The following is a 22900-nucleotide window of genomic DNA, read 5'->3' on the forward strand; positions in this document are numbered from 1 at the left end:
AGACTATAGCTGAGTCATCGACCTTAGGGGATATCGTCATGACCGTTTCAGCAGATCTGCAGTCCCGCCAGAAAGCCGCCGTGGCGGGCGGCGTCGGAACCCGGGGCATCTTCGCCCAGAAAGCCCTGAATGCTGAGCTCTGGGACGTCGACGGCAAGCGCTTCATAGATTTCGCCGCTGGCATCGCGGTCAACAATACCGGCCATCGGCATCCGTCCGTGATGCGCGCCGTCGCAGAACAGGCCGAACATTTCACCCATACCTGCTTCCACGTCGCGCCTTACGAAGGTTATGTGCGGCTCGCCGAGCGGCTGAACGCGATGGCGCCGACCGGCGCCGAAAATCGCACCATGCTGGTGACCACGGGTGCAGAAGCCGTCGAAAATGCCGTGAAGATCGCCCGCGCCCATACCGGCCGCGCCGGCGTCATCGCCTTTTCGGGCGCTTTCCACGGCCGCACCCTGCTCGGCATGGCGCTGACCGGCAAGGTCATGCCCTACAAGAAGAATTTCGGTCCCTTCCCGGCCGACATCTACCATGCGCCCTTCCCCAACCCCTATCTCGGTTTCTCGATCGAAGAAGCGATCACCGGGCTCGAGCGACTGTTTGCAGCCGATGTCGATCCGGAACGGATTGCGGCCTTCATCGTCGAGCCGGTCCAGGGCGAAGGCGGCTTCAACGTCGCACCGAAGGAATTCCTCGTACACCTTCGCGCAGTCGCGGATAAATACGGCATCGTGCTGATCGCCGACGAAATCCAGGCAGGCATGGCGCGCACCGGCAGGATGTTCGGTTTCGAGTATGCGGGCGTGAAGCCGGACATGATCACCATGGCAAAGGGCCTCGCCGGCGGCTTCCCGCTTTCCGCCGTCACCGGCAAGGCCGAGATCATGAACGCCGCCCATCCCGGCGGGCTGGGCGGTACCTATGCCGGCAATCCGCTGAGCGTCGCTGCCGCCAACGCCGTGCTTGACGTCATCGAAGATGAAAAACTCTGCGAACGCGCCGCCGAAGTCGGCCGCCGGATCACCGAGCGGCTGACGGCGATCGCCTCCCGCCAGGGCATGGAGCATATCGGCGACGTGCGCGGCCTCGGCGCCATGGTGGCGTTCGAGCTGGTCGAAGATCGCCAGTCGAAGGCCGCGTCGCCTGTCCTCACCAACCGCATCATCGCGGAAGCGGAGGCGCGCGGCCTCATCCTCCTGTCTTGCGGAACACGGCTCAATGTGATCCGTTTGCTGCCGCCGCTCACCATCGAATGGGAAGTTCTGGAGGAAGGGCTCGCCATTCTCGAAGCGTCGATCGAAGCAGCGTTCTCCGACGCGACCGCTTCGGCAGCCGCCTGAGCCTCACTCGTCGCCGCTGACCGCGGGACCGATGCGGCCCGCGGTTTCTCTCGGTCGCGGCAGCCTTTGGGCATGCTGCAAAGATAAGGAAAAACGCATGAACGGCGCCGATATGCTGTGTGACGTCCTTCTGGTGAACGGCGTCGACGTCTGCTTTGCCAATCCCGGCACATCGGAGATGCATTTCGTCGCAGCCCTCGACCGCAAGCCGGCCATGCGCTGCGTGCTCGGCCTGTCGGAAGGTGTCGTGACGGGTGCCGCCGATGGTTATGCCCGCATGGCGGACAAGCCGGCCGCCACTCTTCTCCACCTCGGCCCCGGCCTCGCCAACGGTCTGGCCAACCTCCACAATGCCCGCCGCGCCCGCACGCCGATGCTGAACGTCGTCGGCGACCATGCCTCCTATCACCTTCAATATGATGCACCGCTGACCAGCGATATCGAAAGCCTGGCCCGGCCGATGTCCCATTGGGTCGGACGCGCGAGCGGCCCAGCCGACATCCGCCGCTGCACCGAAGAAGGCTATGTGGCGGCGCTTGCCAATCGCGGCGTCTCGACCATGATCCTGCCGGCGGACGCTGCCTGGGGCGAGGTCTTGCCGGAAACCCTTACGCCGGCCGCAGTTCCTGCCCCGCCGGCGATCGACCCCGAGGCCCTGAAAGCCTCCGTCGCCGCGTTGCGCAGCGGCAAGCGTGTCGTGATCATGCTGGCCGGCCGCGCCCTGCGGGAAAAACCTGCCGAAATCGCCGGTCGCATCGCAGCCGCCACCGGCGCTGTGCTTTTCTCAACGTCCTCGGGCCGCAGCGCCCGCGGCGCCGGGCGCGCGCTCGTCCGGCCGGTGCCCTACAAGATCGATCTTGCCCTCGAAGCGCTCCAGGATTTCGAGGTCGCCATTTGCATCGGCGGGCCACGCCCAGTCACCTTCTTTGCCTATCCCGGGAAGCCGAGCACGACCCTGCCGCCTTCCTGCGAGATCATCCAGCTGGCGGAGCACGAACACGATCTTGCCGACGTGCTGGCGACGCTTGCCGATGCACTCGGGATTAAGCCGGATACGGACTTCGTCCGCAACCGGTTCATCCAGAATGATATCCAGGTGCCGACCGGAGCGCTGACGCCCGACGCGATCAGCTTCGCGATCGGCCGCAAGCTACCGGAAAACGCAATCATCATCGACGAGGGCCTGACCTCCGTCGGCCAATATCCGGTTCTGGCGCCCGGGCTCCCGCCCCACGATCACCTTCCGATCACCGGCGGCGCCATCGGCATCGGCATTCCGCTGGCTGCAGGCGCTGCGATCGGTGCGCCGGACCGCAAGGTGGTGGCGATGCAGGCCGACGGCAGCGGCATGTACACGGTGCAGGGCCTCTGGACCCAGGCCCGCGAACAGCTCGACGTCGTCACCATCGTCTTCGCCAACAGCGCCTACCGCATCCTTCAGGGCGAGATGACCAATGTCGGCGTCAATGCCTACGGCCGCAACGCCCAGCGGATGCTCGATCTCGACGCGCCAAAACTAGACTGGTGCTCGCTCGCCAAGGGCCTCGGCGTCGAAGCCGGCCGCGCGACGACGATCGAGGAATTCGTCAAGCTGTTCGACGGCGCGCTCAGCCGCAAGGGACCGTTCCTGATCGAAGCCGTCATCGATTGATTGCCGCAGCGATTGCCTGCAGCCGTTACATCGCAACCAGATGGCCCGGTGAAACGGTCTTATAGTCGAGCGGATTGACTATATAGTCGACGGAGCGGATCGGGCTCTTGAGCTCGTCGCTGGCGACCGCCCGCTTTTCGCGGCGGCGATCGGGGTCCGGCACCGGCACGGCGGCCATCAGTTTCTTCGTATATTCATGCTGCGGATTGCCGAACACGGAGGCGCGCGGACCGATCTCGACGATCTCGCCGAGATACATGACCGCGACGCGATGGCTGACCCGCTCGACCACCGCCATGTCATGGCTGATGAACAGGAATGCGAGGTTGAGGCTCTGCTGCAGGTCGAGCATCAGGTTGATGACTTGCGCCTTGATCGACACGTCGAGCGCCGAGACGCTTTCGTCCGCAACGATCACCTTCGGCTCGAGCGCAAGCGCCCGGGCGATGCAGATGCGCTGGCGCTGGCCGCCGGAGAACTCGTGCGGATAGCGGCTCACCATGTCAGGCGTCAGGCCGACCTTGCGCAGCATCTCGGCGACGACCTCCTTCGCCTGTTTCGCCGTCCCCATCCTGTGTTCGAGATAGGGCTCGGCGATCGCCTGGCCGATCGTCATGCGCGGATTGAGCGAGGCGAACGGGTCCTGGAAGATCATCTGCACGGATTTGCGTATCTCGCGCATCTCCCGCTTGTCGAGCGCCAGCACGTCCCGGCCCTCGACGACGACCGAACCGGCATCCGGCTCGATCAGCCGCATGATGGCGCGGCCGGTCGTCGACTTGCCGCAGCCGCTTTCGCCAACCAGCGACAGCGTCTCGCCGGCATGCAGATCGAAGGAGACATTCTCGACCGCGTGCACACGGCCGCTCACACGACCGAACAGGCCGGAATGGATATCGAAGCGCTTGGTGAGGTTCTTCACCTCCAGAATGGGCCGGTCGTTGGCGGCGACCGTATCGGCCACCTCGACCTGGACATCGGATTCCCCGGTTGCCGTATTGACGACGGGAAAGCGCAGCGGCCGCTCATATTTCTGCATCGAACCGAGCACCGGCACCGCGGCCAGCAGCGCCCGCGTATAGGGGTGTTTGCCGCGATGAAAGATATCAGGCGTGTCGCCCGTCTCCACCTGCTCGCCGCGATACATGACGATCGTCCGGTCGGCGACTTCGGCGACGACGCCCATGTCATGGGTGATGAATAGGACCGACGTCCCCTCCTCGTCCTGCAGCAGCTTGATGAGATCGAGGATCTGGCCCTGGATCGTGACGTCGAGCGCGGTGGTCGGTTCGTCGGCGATCAGCAGCTTCGGTTTCGACGCCAAGGCCATGGCGATCATCACGCGCTGGCGCATGCCGCCCGAGAAACGGTGAGGATATTCGTCGAAACGCGACGCGGCCGAGGGGATACGGACCTTTTCGAGCAGCCGGATGGTTTCGGCCTTGGCTTGCGCCGCCGACATCGCCTTGTGGCAAAGCAGCGCCTCGGAAATCTGGTCGCCGATGGTGAAGAGCGGATTGAGGCTCGTCATAGGCTCCTGAAAGATCATCGCGACGTCGTTGCCGCGCACCTTGCGCATCTCGTGTTCGGGAAGCGCCAGAAGATCGCGCCCGCCGAGCATGATCCTGCCCTCGATGCGGCTCGTGCCTTCCTGCAAAAGCCGCATGATCGAGAGCGAAGTGACGCTTTTGCCGGATCCGCTTTCGCCGACGATCGCCACGGTCTCGCCGGGGGCGACGGTGAAGGAAACGTCACGCACGACCGACTTCCACTCGCCGTCCACGTTAAACGAGGTGGTCAGGTTCTCGACGGAGAGGACCGGCTGAGTGGACTGGACGGCTTGTGCTTGCGAAATGGCCATGATCGTTCCCTTCCTGTCGTTGTTGTCAGTCAGTCCGGCCAGCGAAGCGCGCTGTCGAAACGGTGGCGGCTACGCTCTTCGATCGGCGTCGCGATGATCTCGTTGGAGGCACGCGCCTTGTCGAGCTCTTCCGTCAGGCGGGCAGCGACGATGGTTTCCTGGCCCGGATGCAGGTTGCAGGGGTCGAGATAGAAATAATGATGCTCCACCTCATGGTCGCGGACGATGACCGGCGGATTGCCGCGGCCGAGCGCTGCGGCCAGATCCCAGGCGGTGATATGCGCTTCCGGCGCCGAGATGATCACCCGCATGCGGTCAAGCGGATTGCTGGTCGGGTCCGGCTCGATCAGGGCCGTGACGCCGGGGCGGCCGTCGAGCGTCTGTTTCCAGAGGTTCAGATAGCCCGTCTCGCGTTCGCGGATCCCCGCATGGTCGCGCTTCTCCCAGGCTTCCAGCGCGGCCATGACGCCAAACACGCTCTCCTTGCCGACCTTCATGCCGCGGCCAATGCCCATGTTCTGCAGGAAGGCGCTGCGCACCAGTTCCTTTTTGCCGGCAACGATGCCCGAAGTCGGGCCGCCGAGGAACTTGTGGCCGGAATAAAGCACGATATCCGCGCCCTGCGAAAGGAAGAGCTTGAGGTCGTATTCCGAGGCCGCGTCGACGATGACCGGCACGCCCTTCGCATGGGCAATCTCGACGAACTCGACAAGGTTGAGCAGGCCGTAGTCAACGACGTGATGCGAGACGACATAGACCGCCGCGGCCGTCTTCTCGGTGATCGCATTCTCCATGTGGTAGCGGTGCGTCGAGGTCGCCTGGCCGATCAGCACGACCTTGCCGCCGGCGAGCCGGATCGCCTGGTCCACCGGCGCGCCATAGCTCACCACATGGCCCATCTGCACGAGCACTTCGTTCTTGTCGGGCGCCGTATCGGGCAGTTTCTCGATTGCCAGCAGGTTGTTGCCGGTGATCGCGCCAGCGACTGCGAGACTGATGCCGGAGGAGCAGGAGGCCGTCACGAAGCCCGCCTCACCGCCGGTCAACCGGGAGATGATCGCACTCGCCTTGCGCTGCAGATCGTTGATCTCGACGAATTGCGGCAGGATCGCCGCCATCGCCGCGATCGCCTCCGGAACCACGATCGAAGCCCCGAGGCTCGTCATCGTGCCGGAAACATTGATGACCGGGCGAAGGCCGATCTGGGTGCGGATATCATCGGACATTGTCATTCTCCAAATTAACGGCCGACGTCGAATTGCCATCGACAGCTATGCCATAGTAATGTAATAGCCTCTCGAAATCACACGAGGAGCCCCACGGGGGAACATCGAGTTGGACGCCAAGACTTCATCCGCAGACCTCTCCGTTGACGCCGGTTCCGACGTGGAAACGGAAGCCAAGGGCGCGCGCCGCTCGCGCGTGAGCGGCATCGACCGCGCATTGCAGGTGATCGACTATCTCTACGAAACGGGTGCGCCGTCCGGCGCCTATGCGATTGCCAAGGCGGTCAAGGCCCCGCTGTCGACCGTCTACGTGATCATCGACGATCTGGTCGGGAAGAACATGCTCGCCCGCAATGCCGACGGCACGATCTGGCTTGGCGCCCGGCTCTACCACTACGGCCTCGCCTACGCCCGGTCGCTCGATTTCATGAGCGTCGCCACCCACGAGATGCACGACCTCTGCCGGCAGGCTGGCGAAACCGTGCAGGTCTGCGGCCGCGACGGTGATTATATGCTGGTGCTCGCCATGGCGGACGGCCCGAGCCATTACCAGGTCGCTTCGCGCGTCGGCACCCGTGTGCCGCTCAACTGGACGGCGTCCGGCCGGCTTCTCGTCGGGCACTTGGCCGAGGCCGAGCGGATCGAGCTTTTCAAGCGTTGCGCCCGCACCTCGCCGACCGGCCGCGCCGAGATCGACGCCCGCACGCTGTCCGACTCGGCCGGCAAGGCCTTCGAGCAGCGGCTGTCGATCCAGGTGGCGGAGTCCGATTATGCGGTTGCCTGCATCGCTTCGCCAATCTGCGACCGGAGCGGCGAGTGCGTTGCGACCATTTCCATCGTGCTGCCGGAACAGAAAGTCGTGTCCGACGAGAACCACTATACGGAACATGTCCGCGCTTCCGCCCAGCGGATCGAGAAGCTGATGGGTTGGCGCAACCACTGACCTTGTCTCCTAGTCGTTCAGCGAGACGATTGCCTCGATTTCCACGGTGATATTGCCCGGCAGCGAGCCGAAACCGACGGCCGAACGGGCATGCTGTCCCGCATCCCCGAACACCGAGATGAACAGGTCCGAGCAGCCGTTGATGACGCTTGGATGATCCTCGAAATCCGGTACGGCATTGACCATGCCGAGCAGTTTCACCACCCGCTTCACCCGTGAAAGGTCGCCGAGCGCCTCGTGCATGACGGCAAGCAGGTTGATGCCCACCAGCCGCGCATGCTGATAGGCGAGGTCGACGCTGACATCGGCGCCCACCTTGCCGGAATGCAGATGCCCATCCGCCTCGCGGGGCCCTTGGCCGGAGAGGTAGAGCATGTTGCCTTCACGGACGTGCGTGACGAAATTGGCGATCGGCGGCGGCGGCGGCGGCAGCTTGATGCCGAGCGCGATCAGCCGATCGTAAGGTGTCTGCGCCGCTGGAGCGGCCTTTGCTGAAGACGTGTTCACGTCAACTCCTGTCATGCGATTTAACGATACGCCTCAGCGCCACGAGTAACCGTGGCTGTGGCGGACGAGCTTGCGGGCCCGTGGGATGTAGCGGCTGGCGGTGATCGCTTCCGAACCGATGACCGCGTAACGCGGTTCGAACAGTTTCTGGAGACGCGAAACGTCACCGTTGGAATCGGTCGCCTCGAGATCGGCATCGATGAGATCGAAGATCGTGAAATCGGCCCGTTCGCCGATCGAGAGCCTGTTTTCCATGGACAGCTTGATGACCGAGGCCGGGTGATGGGTGACCGCTTCGACAACCTTGTCGAACGGCATGCCGACCGACAGCAGCTTGGACATGGTGGTCGCCAGGTCCCAGACCGGAAAGTTCATCGAATGGCCGTGCAGGTCGGTCGAGATCGAATACGGCAGCAGGCCACGGGCGATCGCCGCTTCCGCCACCTTGAAGGAAAAGGACGCGCCGCCATGGCCGATATCGAGGCGGATGCCCTCGCCGGCGCAGCGTTCGGCGAGATTGTAGAGGTCCTCGTCTTCCATGATGCTCGAACCGGCCTTGCCGTTGAAACAATGGGTGACGACGTCGCCGGGGCCGAGGATTTCCAGCACCTCGTCATAGAGCGCCGGCGGCTCGCCGACATGCACCATCATCGGAACCTTGAGGATCTTGGCGATCTTCTTGCCGAGCTTGACCGGCGTGACGCCCCAGGAACCGGTGATCACATGGCTCGCCCGCACCTTGATGCCGACGATATGTTCCTTGTTCTCCGCATAACATTCGAGGATGCGGTCGAGATCGATGTCGCGGATGTCGCGCAGTTCGGCGACGCGGTTGCAGGCGACGAGGCCGATCGAACCGAGGTTCAGGAACGCCTTGACGCGCTCCTTCGACGGCTCGATGATATATTCGCGGAAACCGTGGAAATTGGCCTCGCCGGCAGAACCGGCATCGACCAGCGTGGTGACGCCGCGCTCGGCGCCGCATTCCGATGGGCGGATCGAGATATCGGTGCCGCCATGCCAGATATGCACATGCAGGTCGATCCAACCGGGAGAGATGAAGGCGCCCTTGCCGTCGACGCGGATCGCCTCGGCGGGTGCTGCGAGCGACGAGCCGATAGCGGAAATCCTGCCGTCGGCGCCGACCAGGATATCAGTCGTGCCGGAGGCCGCATTGCCGCCGAAAGCCATCGGCTTCACGTTGGTGAGGAGGAGCGGCTGGCCCGCTTTTTCACCGGTCATTTAGAGGTCCTTTCGAAGTCTTGGATCGAGCATGTCCCGCAATCCGTCGCCGACCATCTGCAGCGACAGCACGGAAAGAATGATGGCGAAGCCCGGGAAATAGGTCATCCAGTCGGCCTGGCCGACATATTGGCGGCCGGCTGAGATCATGGTTCCCCAGGTCGGTATTTCAGGGCTGACGCCGAGGCCGAGGAAGGAAAGTCCGGCTTCGGCGAGCATGGCGCTGGCGAACAGGAACGTGCCCTGCACCAGGATCGGCGATATGAGGTTGCGCAGTACGTGCCGCGTCATGATGTGGAAGGTCGAGATGCCCAGCGCTTTCGCCGCCTCTACGTAAGGCAGTTCGCGGATCACCAGCGTCGAGGCCCGGACGATGCGGGCGAGCCGCGGCGAATAGACGATCGACAGCGCGATGATCACCGTCACCAGCGATGGCCCGAGGGCTGCGACCAGCGCGATCGCGAGCAGGATGTCCGGGAAGGCCATCATCGCATCGATCAGCCGGGCGATCGGCGTATCGAGCTTCTGGAAGAAGCCGGCCAGCAGACCGAGCGTCACGCCGATGATCGCCGAAAGGCTAACGACGGCAGCCCCGACCAGCAGCGACAGACGCCCCGCAAAAATGGTGCGCGAGAAGATGTCGCGGCCGAACTCGTCGGTGCCGAACCAGTAGATCTCGCTCGGCGGCTTCAGCCGGTTGACGATCGACAGTTTCGACGGCGAATAGGGGGCGATCCACGGCGCGAAAACCGCAAGCAGGACAAAGACCACGATGACGATCAGTCCGAGCGCGACCGTCTTGCGTTTCAGGAAACGGCGAAAGAACTTGGCTCCTTCGCTCGAGGCCGGCTTGGTGGTGACAATTTCCGCCATCAGTAGCGCACCCTTGGATCGACCAGCAGATAGAGCATGTCGATCGCGAAATTGATCAGGACATAGAGGGCGGCGATGACGAGCAGCGCGCCCTGGATGACGGGATAGTCGCGCCGCAGCACCGCCGAGACCACCAGATTGCCGACGCCCGGCAAGCCGAACACGGTTTCGGTGACGACGGCACCGGAAATCAGCACGGCGGCGGTGAGCCCCAGCACGGTAAGGATCGGGATCAGCGCGTTCTTCAGCGCATGTTTCAACACCACCCGCCGCTCGATCAGCCCCTTCGCGCGGGCGGTGCGGATATAATCGTCGCCGAGTACATCGAGCATCGAGGCGCGGGTAAACCGCAGGATCAGCGCCGAGGAGACGAGGCCAAGCGCGAAGGCCGGCAATGTCAGGTGATACATGCGCTCCGCAAAGCTGGCGCCCGGTCCGCCATAGCCGGAAACCGGGAAGAGGTTCATCCGCACGGCGAAGAACTGCATCAGGATGAGGCCGAGCCAGAAGCTCGGAATGCTGGCAGCCAGCATTGCGACCGTCGTCGCGGCCTGGTCGACGAAGGACCCTCGCCGATAGGCGGCATAAATGCCGATCGGCAGCGCGATGACGCTGGCAATCGCCAACGAGAAGATCGTCAGGAAAAATGTCGGTTCGGCGCGGTCGAGAAGCGCTGACGTCACCGGCATGTTGAGAAATATCGACTGGCCGAGGTCGCCCCTCAGAAGCTGGCCGATATAGAAGACATATTGAACTGCGATCGACTGATCGAGGCCGAGACGCGTGCGCAATTCGGCGACGTCCTCGGCCGTGGCATCCGGTCCGAGCATGACCGCGGCCGGATCGCCGGGCGTCACCCGAACGATCACGAAGACGATCGTGACGACGAGGAACATCACCACGATCATGCCGGCAAGGCGTTGAAGGATATAGCGTATCATACGAAGGTGTTCCTGTGTCCGGCATTGCGGACATCATCGAAGACGGATGCCGGTCCGTAAACCGGCATCCGCGTCCCTTGGGAGGATTATTACTTCTTGATCGAGGCGTTCCAGAAATAGGGCCACGGAGCCGGATCGACGCCCTGAAGCTTGGTCGAGATCGCAGAAACCGCGTTGAAATCGCCGATTTTCATGAAAGGCGCCTCGTCATAAAGGGCCTTCTGGACATTGGCCCAGAGCTCGACGCGCTTCTTCGGATCCGACTCTGCCGAGAAAGCGTCAACGGCCGCCTTTCTGGCAGGCGTATCCCACCAGCCCGGCGAACTCGGCGCCAGAGAACCGATCAGCGCCGGCTCCGGCAGGAAGGGGCTGTGGGTGATGTAGATGTCCCAGAGCGCCTTGTCGGTGCGGCGCTGGGTAAGCGTTGCCCAGTCGACCACCTGCATGTCGACGGTAAAGCCGGCAAGCTTCAGATACTCGGCGGCAACCTGCGCCATCTTGTAGTGGAACTCATATTGGCGGCTGGTCAGGATGCGGATCGGCTTGCCGTCATAACCCGCGGCCTTCGCGGCAACAGCAGCACCTTCCGGATCGGCGGCGTTGTAATTGCCTTTCACGCCGGCATCCGTGCTCCAGCTGAAGGAGGCCGGGTAGATATTGCCGTTGAGGGCGTAGAAATCCTTGCTGCCGAAGGCGGCGGCCAGCATGTCTTCCATGCTGAGCGCCTGGCGGATCGCCTTGCGGACGGCGAGGTTCTTGGCAGCGCCTTCCGCGGTGTTGAAGACGAAGACCGGGTAGCCGAAGGGCTTCAGGAGCAGCGGCTGGGTGGCCTTCGAGGCCTTCACCTTGTCGAAGGATTCGACCGGCAGGGAGTCTACATAGTCGTACTGGCCGGAAACGGCGGCTTCGACGCGGGTGTTCGGATCCGGAACCGGCACGAAGCGGATCTCGTCGAGATACTGGTGGCGGGCGCCGCCATAACCGTCGCTCTCGCCCGAACGCGGCTTGTAGTCCTTGAAGCGGGTGAGCTGGATATACTGGTCGGCCTTGCGCTCCTTCAGCATATAGGGTCCAGTACCGACAAACTCGGTCATCGTGTCGGCCTGCTTTTCGGCCGGGATGATGATCGCGGCAGAGTTGTTGAAGGCGAGCAGCGAGGCGAGCGGCGCATAGGGCTGCTTCAGCTTGATCGTCACGGTCGCCGGATCGGCGGCGGAGACGGACTCGATGAAACCGGCGGCCTGCTTGCCGCGCGAGGCGAGCTTGGTCCAGCGGGTGAGCGAGGCGACAACATCTTCCGAGGTCATGTCGCTGCCGTCATGGAATTTGATGCCGGTGCGCAGCTTGACCGTATAGGTTTTGCCGTCGTCGCTGACCGCAGGCAGGCTTTCCGCGAGAAGCGGCGTGACGCCCCACTTCTTGTCGAACGTATAGAGCGTCTCGAAAATGTGCTGCGTAACGATACCAACAAGGTCGGCCGTCGACGTCATCGGATCGAGTGTCGGCGGCTCGCCGATGGTCGCGACGTTGATGACGCCGCCCTTCTCCTGCGCCATCAGGAATGACGGCGTGGCGACGAGCGCGGTTGCAACAAGGAATGCAAGCTTCAGCTTCATGATAGTCTCCCGTTTTTGTTCCACAATTATGTTATATAAGCTTTTATAACAGAATACAGAACGCAAATGCCCTGTCAATGGGGAGGTAGAGACGAGCGGCGGCGGCCGCTGAGAACGGGATCTGCAACCCCCATGCCGAGGGGTTTCAGCATAGGGTGGTTTGCTGAGCTCCACGATCGGCAGTGCGACGTGCCGGCGCCCCGCAAAATCTCGATCTAATTTGTCGCCTGGGGCTGGACGAATGCGTCTTCGACAGCGAAAACACACAGCCTTGGCTGCGAGCTGGAAACCGCGCTTCGCGCCAAGCGGAAGAACAAGAGAAGATAGAGTGGCCCATTCGGCCACATCTAACGGGAGGAGATACACCAGCATGACCGACAATCTCATCGATACGTTTGCCAACGGGCTTTTTGTCGGCCGCGTCTGGAATCCTGGTGTTTCGGGCCCGAGCGTCGTCACGCTGCGTGACGGTGCCCTGGTCGATATCACCAGCAAGGAAGCGCCGACCCTCAGCGCGCTTCTGGAGCGCGCCGATGCTGCGGAGTTTGTCCGAAACGCCGCTGGCCCGATCATCGGCGCGTTGAAAGACATTGCCGGGAACAGCACGGGCAAGCCCGATCCGTCGCGTCCCCATCTGCTGGCGCCCGTCGATCTCCAGGCGGTCAAGGCCTGCGGGGTAACGTTCGCGCAATCGATGATCGAGCGCGTCATCGAGGAGAAGGCCGCCGGCAATCCGGACAGGGCGGCCGCCATCCGGCAGACCGTCAGCACGATCATCGGCGGCAGCCTCAAGGACCTGAAGGCCGGCTCGCCGCAATCCGCAAGCGTCAAGGAAGCGCTGATCAGGGAGGGCATGTGGTCGCAATATCTCGAAGTCGGGATCGGCCCAGATGCTGAAGTCTTCACCAAGGCGCCGGTGCTTTCCTCGGTCGGCTGGGGCGCGGATGTCGGCCTCCACCCGGTATCGACCTGGAACAACCCCGAGCCGGAAATCGTGCTGGCGGTCAACAGCCAGGGCGAGATCAAGGGAGCGACCCTCGGCAACGACGTCAACCTGCGCGACGTCGAAGGGCGTTCCGCGCTTCTGCTCGGCAAGGCAAAGGACAACAATGCCTCCTGCTCGATCGGGCCTTTCATCCGCCTCTTCGATGAGGGTTACGGATTGGACGATGTCCGCAATGCCGAACTCGACCTGCGCGTGACCGGACCGGAGGGATATGTCCTCAACGGCAAGAGCTCGATGTCGCAGATCAGCCGCGACCCGCTTGACCTCGTCAAGCATACATGTGGCGATCATCATCAGTATCCCGACGGCTTCATGCTGTTTCTCGGCACGCTGTTTGCACCGACCGAGGACCGCGACGTGCCGAACCAGGGCTTTACCCACAAGATCGGCGACATCGTCGAGATCTCCTCTCCGGGCCTCGGCACGCTGCGAAACACGGTACGCCTCTCGACCGAATGCCCTCCCTGGAGTTTTGGCATCACGGCGATGATGAAGAACCTCGCTGCCCGCGGCTTGCTCTAGATAGAGCGACCCTCCTTCTTTCTCGCATCGCCGATTGCCGACCCTCGCCACGGCAGCCAAATCGGTCTATGAGACCGGCATGGACGAGACGGGACGCCGAACAGAATGAATACGCCTTGGAACAAGCCGGTCGTCATATCGATCGGCGAGCCGCCGGCCGAAACCGCGATCGAAACGACGCAGGCCGCGGCATGGGCGATGATCGAAGACTGGCCGGTGGAGGACGGCACGGCCCTCGACCGGGCGCTCGAAGTCTGCGCCGCGGTGGATGCCGGAAAGCGCAAGCCTGAAGAAGCCAGAAAGGCCTTCGTCGAAGCGGCTATGGAAGCGCATATCCTGATCCGCGCCTGAGCTCTCCGCCAGATCGATCTGCCTCATCCCAATGACCGAAGCAGGCTGCTCGCTCCCTTGCCGGGACAAGCGCCAGGCGCTGCGCTCGCCGGTTACGCAAAGAAAGGCGTTGACAGGCGCGCGGCCGGTTGGGGACAACGGGAGCTGATTTCGCGCCTTGCCCGGTTCGCGGCCGGCGCCGAGATGAGGATGGCCGATCGATTTGACCGGCAGAATGATAACAAGGGATTTGAGAGCATGACCGATTTCGATGCGGTGCACGAACGCCGGGGCACCGGCAGCTCGAAGTGGAGCAAGTATCCGGACGACGTGCTGCCCATGTGGGTCGCCGACATGGACTTCCCCGCAGCCCCGGAGATCGTCGACGCCATCCGCAACCGGCTCGAGCATCCGATGCTCGGCTACGGCGTCGCCCGCGACGAGTTGCGCACCCGGATCGTCGCCGACATGCAGGAAAAATACGGCTGGACGGTCTCGCCGGACGAGATCGTCTTCCTTCCGGGCGTCGTTCCCGGTTTCAACATGGCGCTGCATGCGATGCTCAAGCCGGGTGACGGCGTGCTGGTTCAGCCGCCGGTCTATCGTCCGATCCTTGAAGCTCCGGCGGACTGGAACCTTGTCCGCCGCGAAGCGCCGCTTCTGCCGACCGCCGAAGGCCATGTGATGGACACCGACGTTCTGGCCGCGGAGCTGGCGAAGTCAAAGGCGCTGCTCTTCTGCAATCCGCAGAACCCGACAGGCAAGGTATTCACGGCGGACGAACTGAAGACGATCGCCGACCTCTGCCGCCAGAACGATACGCTGATCATCTCCGACGAGATCCATTGCGACCTCCTGTTCGACGGCCGCCGCCACGTGCCGATCGCCTCGCTTTCGCAAGACGCCGCAAACCGCACGATCACCCTGATGGCCGCCAGCAAGACCTACAATATCGCCGGCCTCAAGACCGCCTTCGCGATCGTCGGCAACAAGGCGATCCGCGAAAAGTTCAACCAGGCACGCCTCGGAATGGTCGACAACGCCAATATCATCGGGCTTGAAGCGACGCTTGCGGCCTTTTCGAAGGCGGGCGACTGGAAAACCCGGATGCTCGCCTACATCGAGGCGAACCGCGATTATCTGTCGGCCGAAATCGCGCGCCGGTTTCCCAAGATCAAGCTCATGAAGTCGGAAGCCACGTTCCTCGCCTGGCTCGACTGCACGGAACTCGGCCTGAAGCCGAATGCCCAAAGCTATTTCCTCGAGCACGGCAAGGTCGGCTTCAATGCCGGATCTGAATTCGGCGAGGCCTACGGCAACTTCGTGCGCGTCAATTTCGGATGCCCGCGCGCCCTTCTCGAGGAGGGTCTGAGCCGCATGGAACGCGCACTCGCCCGGAACACCTGATCGTATCGTGAGAATTGACCGTCGGCGGAGCTCATCCGCCGGCATCATTGCAGGCTGGAGGGATCAGACGATCCCGCCGCCACCGCTGGTCGATGCCGGGCGTTCCGCGGCAACCTGTTTCCGATAGCCGCTGGCGCGATAGGTCGCGACCGGATCGATCGCTCCGCCTGCGCGGCGGCGAGCTTCCGCCAGGATCGGCTCCACATCGGTGCGATAGGCGCGCTTCAGCGTTTCAGATGCCATCAGTGCATCGTTTTCCTGCTGGAACCCGTCAAGCGCTGTCCGATCGACCAGCAATGCCTGGGCATAGGCGCGGCGGATTTCGTTGGCGCTGGAAATCAGGCTCTCGATCGGATCGGTAACGTTGTGCGACTGGTCGATCATATGCGCCGGACGAAAATCCTTGATCCCGCGATGCTCGGCATCGACCAATTCGTTGAAGACGAGGAACAGCCGGTAAGGCTCGATAGCGCCGGCGTCGAGATCGTCGTCGCCATATTTGGAATCGTTGAAGTGGAAGCCGCCGAGCTTTCCGAACTGGATGAGGCGGGCGACGATCATCTCGATATTGGTATTCGGCGCATGGTGGCCGAGATCGACGAGGCAGAAGGCCTTTGGTCCGAGCGTATTGGCGATCAGGTAATTCGTGCCCCAGTCCTGCACCACCGTCGAATAGAAGGCCGGTTCGTACATCTTGTGCTCGGAAAACAGCCGCCAGTCCTCCGGCAGCGCCTTGTAGATTTCCGCCATCGAAGCGAGATACCGCTCGAACACCCGCGTGAAATGGCTCTGGCCCGGAAAGTTCGAACCGTCGCCGATCCACACCGTGAGCGCCTTGGAGCCGATCGCCCTGCCGATCTCGATACATTCGAGATTGTGCTCGATCGCCTGGGCGCGCGTCGCAGCATTCGTGTGGCTGAGCGAGCCGTATTTGTAGGAATGCGCCTGTCCCGGCGCATCCGAAAACGTGTTGGAGTTCATCGCATCGAAACCGAGACCCAGCGCATCGCCCTTGGCGCGCAACTCCCCCGGATCCGCCTTGTCCCACGGGATATGCAGCGAAACCGTCGGCGTCGCCCGGGTCAGCTGGTGAATAACGGCGCAGTCATCGAGTTTGTCGAAAATGCCGCGCGGCTCGCCTTGACCCGGAAAACGGGCGAAACGCGTCCCTCCAGTCCCGACGCCCCAGGAGGGTACGGCCACAAAGAATTTCTCGACATCCCGGGTGATCGTTTCGATATTGATGCCGCGCCGCGACAGGTTCTCGCCGAGCGCGTCGTAATCGGATTTGAGCGCTGCTGCGCGTTTGTCGTTTTCAGCGGCGATCACATTGGTCGTGATCTTGAGTTCAGTCATTGAAAATCCTCCCTTCGGGGTCTGCCCCTCATCCGGCTGCCGCCACCTTCTCCCCATCATAATGGGGAGAAGGGATATGCCGCACTGTCATCAAGTCCCTAGAACGTACCGTGTGCCACGTCCCCTCTCCCCGCATGCGGGGAGAGGGCTAGGGCGAGGGGCAAGTTCGGCCTACCGCGTAAAGCTCTGGGCGTTGCCGGCATCCACGTTGATGATGTTGCCGGTCGACTTGGCCGATGCGTCCGATGCGAGGAAATAGATTGCCTCCGCAATATCCTCCGGGAAGACATTGAGCTTGAGCAGCGACCGCTTGCGGTAGTGCTCCTCAAGGTCGTCCACCTCGATCTTGGACGAGGCGGCCCGTTGTTCGCGCCATTCGCCGTTCCAGATCTTCGATCCGCGCAGCACGGCGTCCGGATTGACCGTATTGACGCGGATGCCGGCCTCGGCGCCTTCGAGCGCCAGGCAGCGGGCGAGATGGATTTCGGCAGCCTTGGCGGTGCAATAGGCCGAAGCATTCGGAGAAGAGGCAAGCCCGTTCTTGGAAGCGACAAAGACGACATTGCCGCCGAGCTTCTGGCGCCGGAACAACCGGAATGCCTCACGCGAAACGAGGAAATAACCCGTCGCCAGGATGTCGATATTCTTGCTCCACATGGCAAGCGTGGTTTCCTCGACCGGCGCGGAAGACGCGATCCCGGCGTTCGAGATGAGGATATCGACGCCGCCGAATTCGACGCAGGCCTCGGCAAACGCAGTGATCACCGCGTCCTCGGTCGTCACGTCGAGCAGGACCCCACGCACCGCGTCCTTGCCGAACGACTTTTCGAAATCGGCTTTGGTCGCGTCGAGTGCGCCGCCGTCGATATCGGCAAGCACCACGCAGGCACCCTCACCCATCAGCCTGGCGGCGGTCGCCCGCCCGATGCCGCCAGCGCCGCCGGTGACGAAGGCCACCTGTCCGGCAAGGCTTTTCGGCTTCGGCATGCGCTGCAGCTTCGCCTCTTCGAGCAGCCAATATTCGATGTCGAAGGCCTCCTGTTCCGGCAGGCCCTGATATTCGGAAACCGTGGACGCCCCGCGCATCACGTTGATGGCGTTGACGTAGAACTCGCCGGCAATACGCGCCGTCGCCTTGTCACGCGCAAACGACAGCAGGCCGACGCCCGGAACCAGGAAGATCACCGGGTTAGGGTCGCGCATGGCGGGCGAATTGCTGTGTTTGCAGGTCTCGTAGTAGCGGCTGTAATCGGCGCGATAATCTTCAAGCGCCTTGTCGAGCGCGGCGATCACCGCATCGACATCCGGCTTTGCGGGATCGAAATCTACGATCAGCGGACGGATTTTCGTGCGCAGGAAATGGTCCGGGCAGGAGGTACCGAGCGCGCCGAGCGGCTGCAGGTTCTTGGAATTGACGAATTCCAGCACCGCGTCCTGATCGTCGAAATGGCCAAGCTTGCGCTCCACCCTGCCGATCCGGCCGCGGATTTCCGGCATCAGTTTCGCGACGATCGCCCGACGTTCCGGCGCGGGCAGGCTCTTGGTCGCGGCGCCACCGAAGATCGTCTTGCCTTCGGTCTCTTTGGCGAACCATTCGATCGCCTTGTTGATGATGTCGAGCGTCAGTTCGTAGCAGGCCTTGGCATCATTTGCCCAGGTGAACAGACCATGGCTTTCCAGCACGACGCCCTTGGCATTCGGGTTAGCCTTGACGAACGCTTCGAGATCGAGCCCGAGTTGGAAACCCGGCCGCCGCCAGGGCAGCCATCCGATTTCGGCACCGAAGACCTGTTGCGTCAGTTCCCTTGAGTTTTTGGAAGCCGCAATCGCGATGATCGCGTCCGGGTGCATGTGGTCCACATGGGTGAACGGCACGAAACCATGCAGCGGGGTATCGATGGAAGCGGCGCGCGGATTGAGGTTGAAGGTGCAATGCGGCAGGAAGCCGACCATGCGGTCCTCGTCCTCGACGCCCTTGTAGAGCCCCTTCAGCGCTTCCAGCTTGTCCATGTAAAGGGTGGCGAAACCATCGAGCTTGATCGTGCCGACATTGCCGCCCGACCCCTTCACCCACATGACCTTCACTTTTTCTCCGGTCAGCGGATCGGTTTCCATCACCTTGGCGGAGGTATTGCCGCCGCCGTAATTGGTGATGCGCTTGTCGGCACCGAGAAGGTTGGAGCGATAGAGCAGCTTGCCGGGCTCATCGAGCTTGGCGGCCTGGGCATCGTTCCAACGGTTTTCGAGAAGGCGGGTTTGGCCCGACATTGCTTGTCCTCCCAACGTGTTTCGGCTCACGGCGACGAGGCGGCCGCCATCTCCCTGTTGCCGGTATCGCGCATTGTCGCGCCGTCTGTCAATCACAAACGATCATAAAGTTTCATTGTGCAGCGCAATAAAAGCGAACTTGATCGTTTGTGATTGACAACATAAATTTTCCGGTAATAGTTGTCGCCGAGGAGGAGCCAATGCACGAACGTGAACGCCATCGCATCATCTTGAGCGCTATCCAGGAAAAGCCCGTCATCACGGTGCAGGATATCGCTGAATTGACCGAGGCCTCGGAAGCGACGATTCGACGCGACATCGCTTCGCTGCACGTCCAGGGCAAGCTCCGGCGCGTCCGCGGCGGCGCGGAAGCCGTTCATCCTCCGCAGATCGGCCAGCTTTCGGCCCGATCGTTCCGGGTGTCGGAATCGGTCAATATCGACAAGAAGCGCGCAATCGCCCGCCGCGCAGTCGAACTCTGCGACGAAGGCGACAGCGTCATCATCAACGGCGGCACGACGACGTTCCAGATGGTGCATTTCATGTCGGCCCGACGCCTGCAGGTGATGACCAATTCGTTTGCGATCGCCGAACATCTGATCAAGCATTCGAAGAACACGGTGACGATACCGGGCGGCGCGATCTATCGCGAGCAGAGCCTGATCCTGTCGCCCTTCGACAATGACGCGATCCGCAATTTTTACGCACGGCGCATGTTCATCGGCGCGCAGGGGGTCGGCCCGCTCGGCGTGATGGAAGCCGACGCGCTGGTGATCCAGAGCGAGCAGAAGCTGATGCACCAGGCCGAGGAACTGATCGTGATGGTGGACTCGTCGAAGTTTTCGCGCCGATCGAGCCTCATCCTCTGCCCGCTCGACCGGGTGACGACCGTCATCACCGATGACGGCGTGACCGACGACGCCGCACGGATGGTCGAGGATGCGGGCGTCAAACTGATTATCGCCGGTGCCGCCGCAGCGGACATGGCCAAGGAGGATTCTTCGTCGGCCGCGTGAGGAGCGACCGGCGCGAGAGAAAGATTAAACTATCAACTGGGAGGACCAACCATGAAACTTGCAAAGAAACTCGCCCTCGGCGCGGCATTCGCCTTCGCCGCCCTGACATCGACAATGACGACGGCGGCAAGCGCCGCAGACATGAAGATCGCGCTGGTCGTCAAATCGCTCGGCAACGGCTTCTTCGAAGCGGCCAACAAGGGCGCGCAGGAAGCTGCCAAGGAACTCGGCGGCGTCCAGGTCATCTATACCGGCCCGACCTCCACGACGGCCGAAGGCCAGATCGAGGTGATCAATTCGCTGATCGCTCAAGGGGTGGATGCGATTGCCATCTCCGCCAACGATCCGGATGCCGTCATTCCGGCGCTCAAGAAGGCCGCCCAGCGCGGCATCAAGGTCATTTCCTGGGACTCGGCAGTGGCCAAGGAAGGCCGCATCATGCACTTGAACCCGTCTTCCAACGACCTGATCGGCAAGATGTGCCTGACGCTTGCAAAGAACCACCTGGAAGGTGGCAAGGGCGGTTTCGCCATCCTTTCGGCCACCACCACCTCGACCAACCAGAACACCTGGATCGCCGAGATGAAGAAGCAGCTCAAGGATTTCCCTGGCCTCAACCTCGTCACGACAGTCTATGGTGACGACCTTGCCGACAAGTCCTATCGCGAAGCACAGGGCCTCTTGACCTCGCAGCCGAACGTCAAGGTCATCGTCGCTCCGACCACGGTCGGTGTTCTCGCTGCCTCGCAGGCCGTCAAGGATGCCGGCAAGATCGGCCAGGTCTATGTGACCGGCCTTGGCCTGCCATCCGAAATGGCCGGCGCCATCAAGTCCGGCGCCACCAAGGAATTCGCCATCTGGAACCCGATCGACCTCGGTTATTCGGCCACCCAGATCGCCTATCACCTCGTCAAGGGTGATACCGACGCCAAGCCCGGTTCGGCGATCAAGGCCGGCCGCATGGGCTCGATCAAGGTAGGCGACAATGGCGAAGCCGCCATGGCCGACCCGTTCGTCTACAACGCCAAGAACATCGACGAGTTCTCCAAGATCTTCTGATCTGGGAACTCGACCTGCCGGCAGGCGCGAGCCCCCTCATCCGCCTGCCGGCATCTTCTTTCCCACCGGGGAGAAGATGCCAGGCGGAGCGGAGGCCGCTCTAAACTCGGAGCCATCGGCTTTGCACGCACCCGCAAAATAACCAGACGTAATCTCAAAGACTCGTCGGAAAATGTCCCTGATGAACGGCGTTACGAAAATTCAAGACCGATCGCCCCGACCGGCACCGACGACGGAAGCAATGCCGATCCTGGAAATGCGCGGCATCAGCCAGATCTTTCCGGGCGTCAAAGCCCTCGATGGGGTCAGCATCAAGCTCTATCCCGGCCAGGTGACGGCCCTGATCGGCGAAAACGGCGCCGGCAAGTCGACGCTCGTCAAGATTTTGACCGGTATCTACCGCCCGAATGAGGGCGAGATCCTGATTGACGGTCAGCCCACCACATTCACCAGCGCGCAGGCGGCGATCGACGCCGGTGTTACCGCAATCCATCAGGAAACCGTCCTTTTCGACGAGTTGAGCGTCGCGGAAAACATCTTTCTCGGCCATGCGCCGCGCACCCGTTTCGGCACGATCGACTGGCGGAAGATCAATTCCGGCGCCAAGGCCCTCATGCTTCAGCTCGAGAGCGATATCGACCCGACGATCCGCCTGCGCGACCTCTCGATCGCCCAGCGCCACCTCGTGGCGATCGCCCGGGCGCTGTCGGTCGAGGCCCGCATCGTCATCATGGACGAGCCGACCGCCGCCCTTTCGCGGAAGGAGATCGACGATCTTTTCCGCATCGTTGAGAACCTGAAGCGCCAGGGCAAGGCGATCCTCTTCATCAGCCACAAGTTCGACGAGGTCTACGAGATCGCCGAGAACTTCGTGGTTTTTCGGGATGGCCGCGCAGTCGGTCAGGGCCGGTTGAAGGAAACGCCCCAGGACGAGATCGTCCGGCTGATGGTCGGCCGCGACGTCAAGGACGTTTTCCCGAAAGTAGAGGTCGCGATCGGCGCGCCGGTTTTCCGCGTCGAGAACTACTGCCATCCGACCGAATTCCGCGACATCTCCTTCGAGCTTCGCCGCGGCGAAATCCTCGGTATCTACGGCTTGATCGGTGCCGGGCGCTCGGAACTCTGCCAGTCGCTGTTCGGCGTCACCCGGCCCTCATCCGGCCGGCTGGTTCTGGAAGGCAAGCCGCTCGACATCCGCTCCTCGGGCGATGCGATCCGCGCCGGCATCGTCTACGTGCCGGAGGAACGCGGCCGCCACGGCCTGGCGCTCCCCATGCCGATCTTCCAGAACATGTCGCTGCCGTCGCTCGGCAAGACCTCCCGCTCCGGTTTCCTCAAAGCCGCCAACGAACTGGCGCTGGCACGAAAATATGCGGAACGGCTGGACCTGCGCGCCGCCGCCCTTTCGGTGCCGGTCGGCACGCTCTCCGGCGGCAACCAGCAGAAGGTCGTCATCGGCAAATGGCTGGCGACGCAGCCGAAGGTGATCATTCTCGACGAACCGACCAAAGGCATCGACATCGGCTCCAAGGCTGCCGTGCACGCCTTCATCGGCGAACTCGCCGCCGAGGGCCTGTCGATCATCATGGTCTCGTCCGAGCTTCCCGAAATCCTCGGCATGTCCGACCGGGTGATGGTGATGCGCGAGGGCCTGGCCGCCGGCGTTTTCGAGCGCGGGGCCTTGAGCGCCGAAATGCTGGTCCGCGCCGCGACCGGAAACCAGTGAGGAG

Annotated in this window: 18 protein-coding genes; 9 read left to right on the forward strand and 9 right to left on the reverse strand. The window is 62.6% G+C overall.

Going from position 1 to position 22900, the window contains the following annotated elements; all coding sequences use genetic code 11:
- The first annotated feature begins 38 nt into the window (after positions 1–38).
- Complete coding sequence (gene gabT, locus C5L10_RS22505) at positions 39–1346, forward strand: 4-aminobutyrate--2-oxoglutarate transaminase (RefSeq protein WP_105431480.1); 1308 nt, start codon at positions 39–41, stop codon at positions 1344–1346.
- A gap of 97 nt (positions 1347–1443) precedes the next feature.
- On the forward strand, positions 1444–2997 hold the full coding sequence (locus C5L10_RS22510) for an acetolactate synthase large subunit (protein ID WP_105431481.1): 1554 nt from the start codon (positions 1444–1446) through the stop codon (positions 2995–2997).
- 25 nt (positions 2998–3022) lie between these two features.
- Here C5L10_RS22510 and C5L10_RS22515 read toward each other — a convergent pair whose 3' ends face one another.
- Complete coding sequence (locus C5L10_RS22515) at positions 3023–4858, reverse strand: ABC transporter ATP-binding protein (protein ID WP_105431482.1); 1836 nt, start codon at positions 4856–4858, stop codon at positions 3023–3025.
- A gap of 29 nt (positions 4859–4887) precedes the next feature.
- A complete protein-coding gene (locus C5L10_RS22520; protein WP_105431483.1) occupies positions 4888–6084 on the reverse strand; it encodes an aminotransferase class V-fold PLP-dependent enzyme in 1197 nt (398 codons plus the stop codon).
- Between the two features lie 103 nt (positions 6085–6187).
- Between C5L10_RS22520 and C5L10_RS22525 the strand changes: the two genes are divergently transcribed.
- Positions 6188–7027: an IclR family transcriptional regulator gene (locus C5L10_RS22525; RefSeq protein WP_371411971.1), complete on the forward strand. Its 840-nt coding sequence runs from the start codon at positions 6188–6190 to the stop codon at positions 7025–7027.
- A 9-nt stretch (positions 7028–7036) separates the two neighbouring features.
- Here C5L10_RS22525 and C5L10_RS22530 read toward each other — a convergent pair whose 3' ends face one another.
- From C5L10_RS22530 to C5L10_RS22550, 5 genes are all read right to left on the reverse strand, one after another.
- Positions 7037–7549, reverse strand: a complete 513-nt coding sequence (locus tag C5L10_RS22530; RefSeq protein ID WP_105431484.1) for a RidA family protein — start codon at positions 7547–7549, stop codon at positions 7037–7039.
- An 18-nt stretch (positions 7550–7567) separates the two neighbouring features.
- Entirely contained in the window at positions 7568–8776 is a 1209-nt protein-coding gene (locus tag C5L10_RS22535) for an amidohydrolase/deacetylase family metallohydrolase (RefSeq protein ID WP_105431485.1), read from the reverse strand.
- Entirely contained in the window at positions 8777–9649 is an 873-nt protein-coding gene (locus C5L10_RS22540) for an ABC transporter permease (RefSeq protein WP_046634081.1), read from the reverse strand. It abuts the gene before it with no gap.
- On the reverse strand, positions 9649–10590 hold the full coding sequence (locus C5L10_RS22545; RefSeq protein WP_046666333.1) for an ABC transporter permease: 942 nt from the start codon (positions 10588–10590) through the stop codon (positions 9649–9651). The genes C5L10_RS22540 and C5L10_RS22545 overlap by 1 nt, the downstream gene beginning before the upstream one ends.
- An 89-nt stretch (positions 10591–10679) precedes the next feature.
- Complete coding sequence (locus C5L10_RS22550; protein ID WP_105431486.1) at positions 10680–12206, reverse strand: ABC transporter substrate-binding protein; 1527 nt, start codon at positions 12204–12206, stop codon at positions 10680–10682.
- Positions 12207–12576: 370 nt separating this feature from the next.
- On the opposite strand from C5L10_RS22550, the gene C5L10_RS22555 reads away from it, so the two are divergent.
- From C5L10_RS22555 to C5L10_RS22565, 3 genes are all read left to right on the forward strand, one after another.
- Positions 12577–13734 carry a fumarylacetoacetate hydrolase family protein gene (locus C5L10_RS22555; protein WP_105431487.1) on the forward strand — a complete coding sequence of 386 codons (1158 nt, stop codon included), beginning with the start codon at positions 12577–12579 and terminating at the stop codon, positions 13732–13734.
- Positions 13735–13839: 105 nt separating this feature from the next.
- Positions 13840–14085, forward strand: coding sequence for a DUF982 domain-containing protein (locus C5L10_RS22560; RefSeq protein ID WP_037085740.1), 246 nt, complete (start codon positions 13840–13842; stop codon positions 14083–14085).
- Between the two features lie 237 nt (positions 14086–14322).
- Positions 14323–15471: a MalY/PatB family protein gene (locus tag C5L10_RS22565; RefSeq protein ID WP_105431521.1), complete on the forward strand. Its 1149-nt coding sequence runs from the start codon at positions 14323–14325 to the stop codon at positions 15469–15471.
- Positions 15472–15534: 63 nt separating this feature from the next.
- Here C5L10_RS22565 and rhaI read toward each other — a convergent pair whose 3' ends face one another.
- Both rhaI and C5L10_RS22575 read right to left on the reverse strand, forming a co-directional pair.
- Positions 15535–16827, reverse strand: coding sequence for an L-rhamnose catabolism isomerase (rhaI, locus tag C5L10_RS22570; RefSeq protein WP_105431488.1), 1293 nt, complete (start codon positions 16825–16827; stop codon positions 15535–15537).
- A gap of 171 nt (positions 16828–16998) precedes the next feature.
- Positions 16999–19095 (reverse strand): bifunctional rhamnulose-1-phosphate aldolase/short-chain dehydrogenase, encoded by a 2097-nt coding sequence (locus C5L10_RS22575; RefSeq protein WP_105431489.1) that lies wholly within the window; start codon positions 19093–19095, stop codon positions 16999–17001.
- A gap of 200 nt (positions 19096–19295) precedes the next feature.
- On the opposite strand from C5L10_RS22575, the gene C5L10_RS22580 reads away from it, so the two are divergent.
- The 3 genes from C5L10_RS22580 (at position 19296) to C5L10_RS22590 (ending at position 22896) form a co-directional block, all read left to right on the forward strand.
- Positions 19296–20111 carry a DeoR/GlpR family DNA-binding transcription regulator gene (locus tag C5L10_RS22580; RefSeq protein ID WP_105431490.1) on the forward strand — a complete coding sequence of 272 codons (816 nt, stop codon included), beginning with the start codon at positions 19296–19298 and terminating at the stop codon, positions 20109–20111.
- A gap of 51 nt (positions 20112–20162) precedes the next feature.
- Positions 20163–21170, forward strand: a complete 1008-nt coding sequence (rhaS, locus tag C5L10_RS22585) for a rhamnose ABC transporter substrate-binding protein (protein WP_105431491.1) — start codon at positions 20163–20165, stop codon at positions 21168–21170.
- A gap of 241 nt (positions 21171–21411) precedes the next feature.
- The gene (locus tag C5L10_RS22590) at positions 21412–22896 is read left to right on the forward strand and encodes a sugar ABC transporter ATP-binding protein (RefSeq protein ID WP_105431522.1); all 1485 of its coding nucleotides are present in this window, start codon (positions 21412–21414) and stop codon (positions 22894–22896) included.
- The last annotated feature ends 4 nt before the right edge of the window (positions 22897–22900 follow it).

Source organism: Neorhizobium sp. T6_25 (assembly GCF_002968555.1).
Classification (GTDB): Bacteria; Pseudomonadota; Alphaproteobacteria; order Rhizobiales; family Rhizobiaceae; genus Neorhizobium.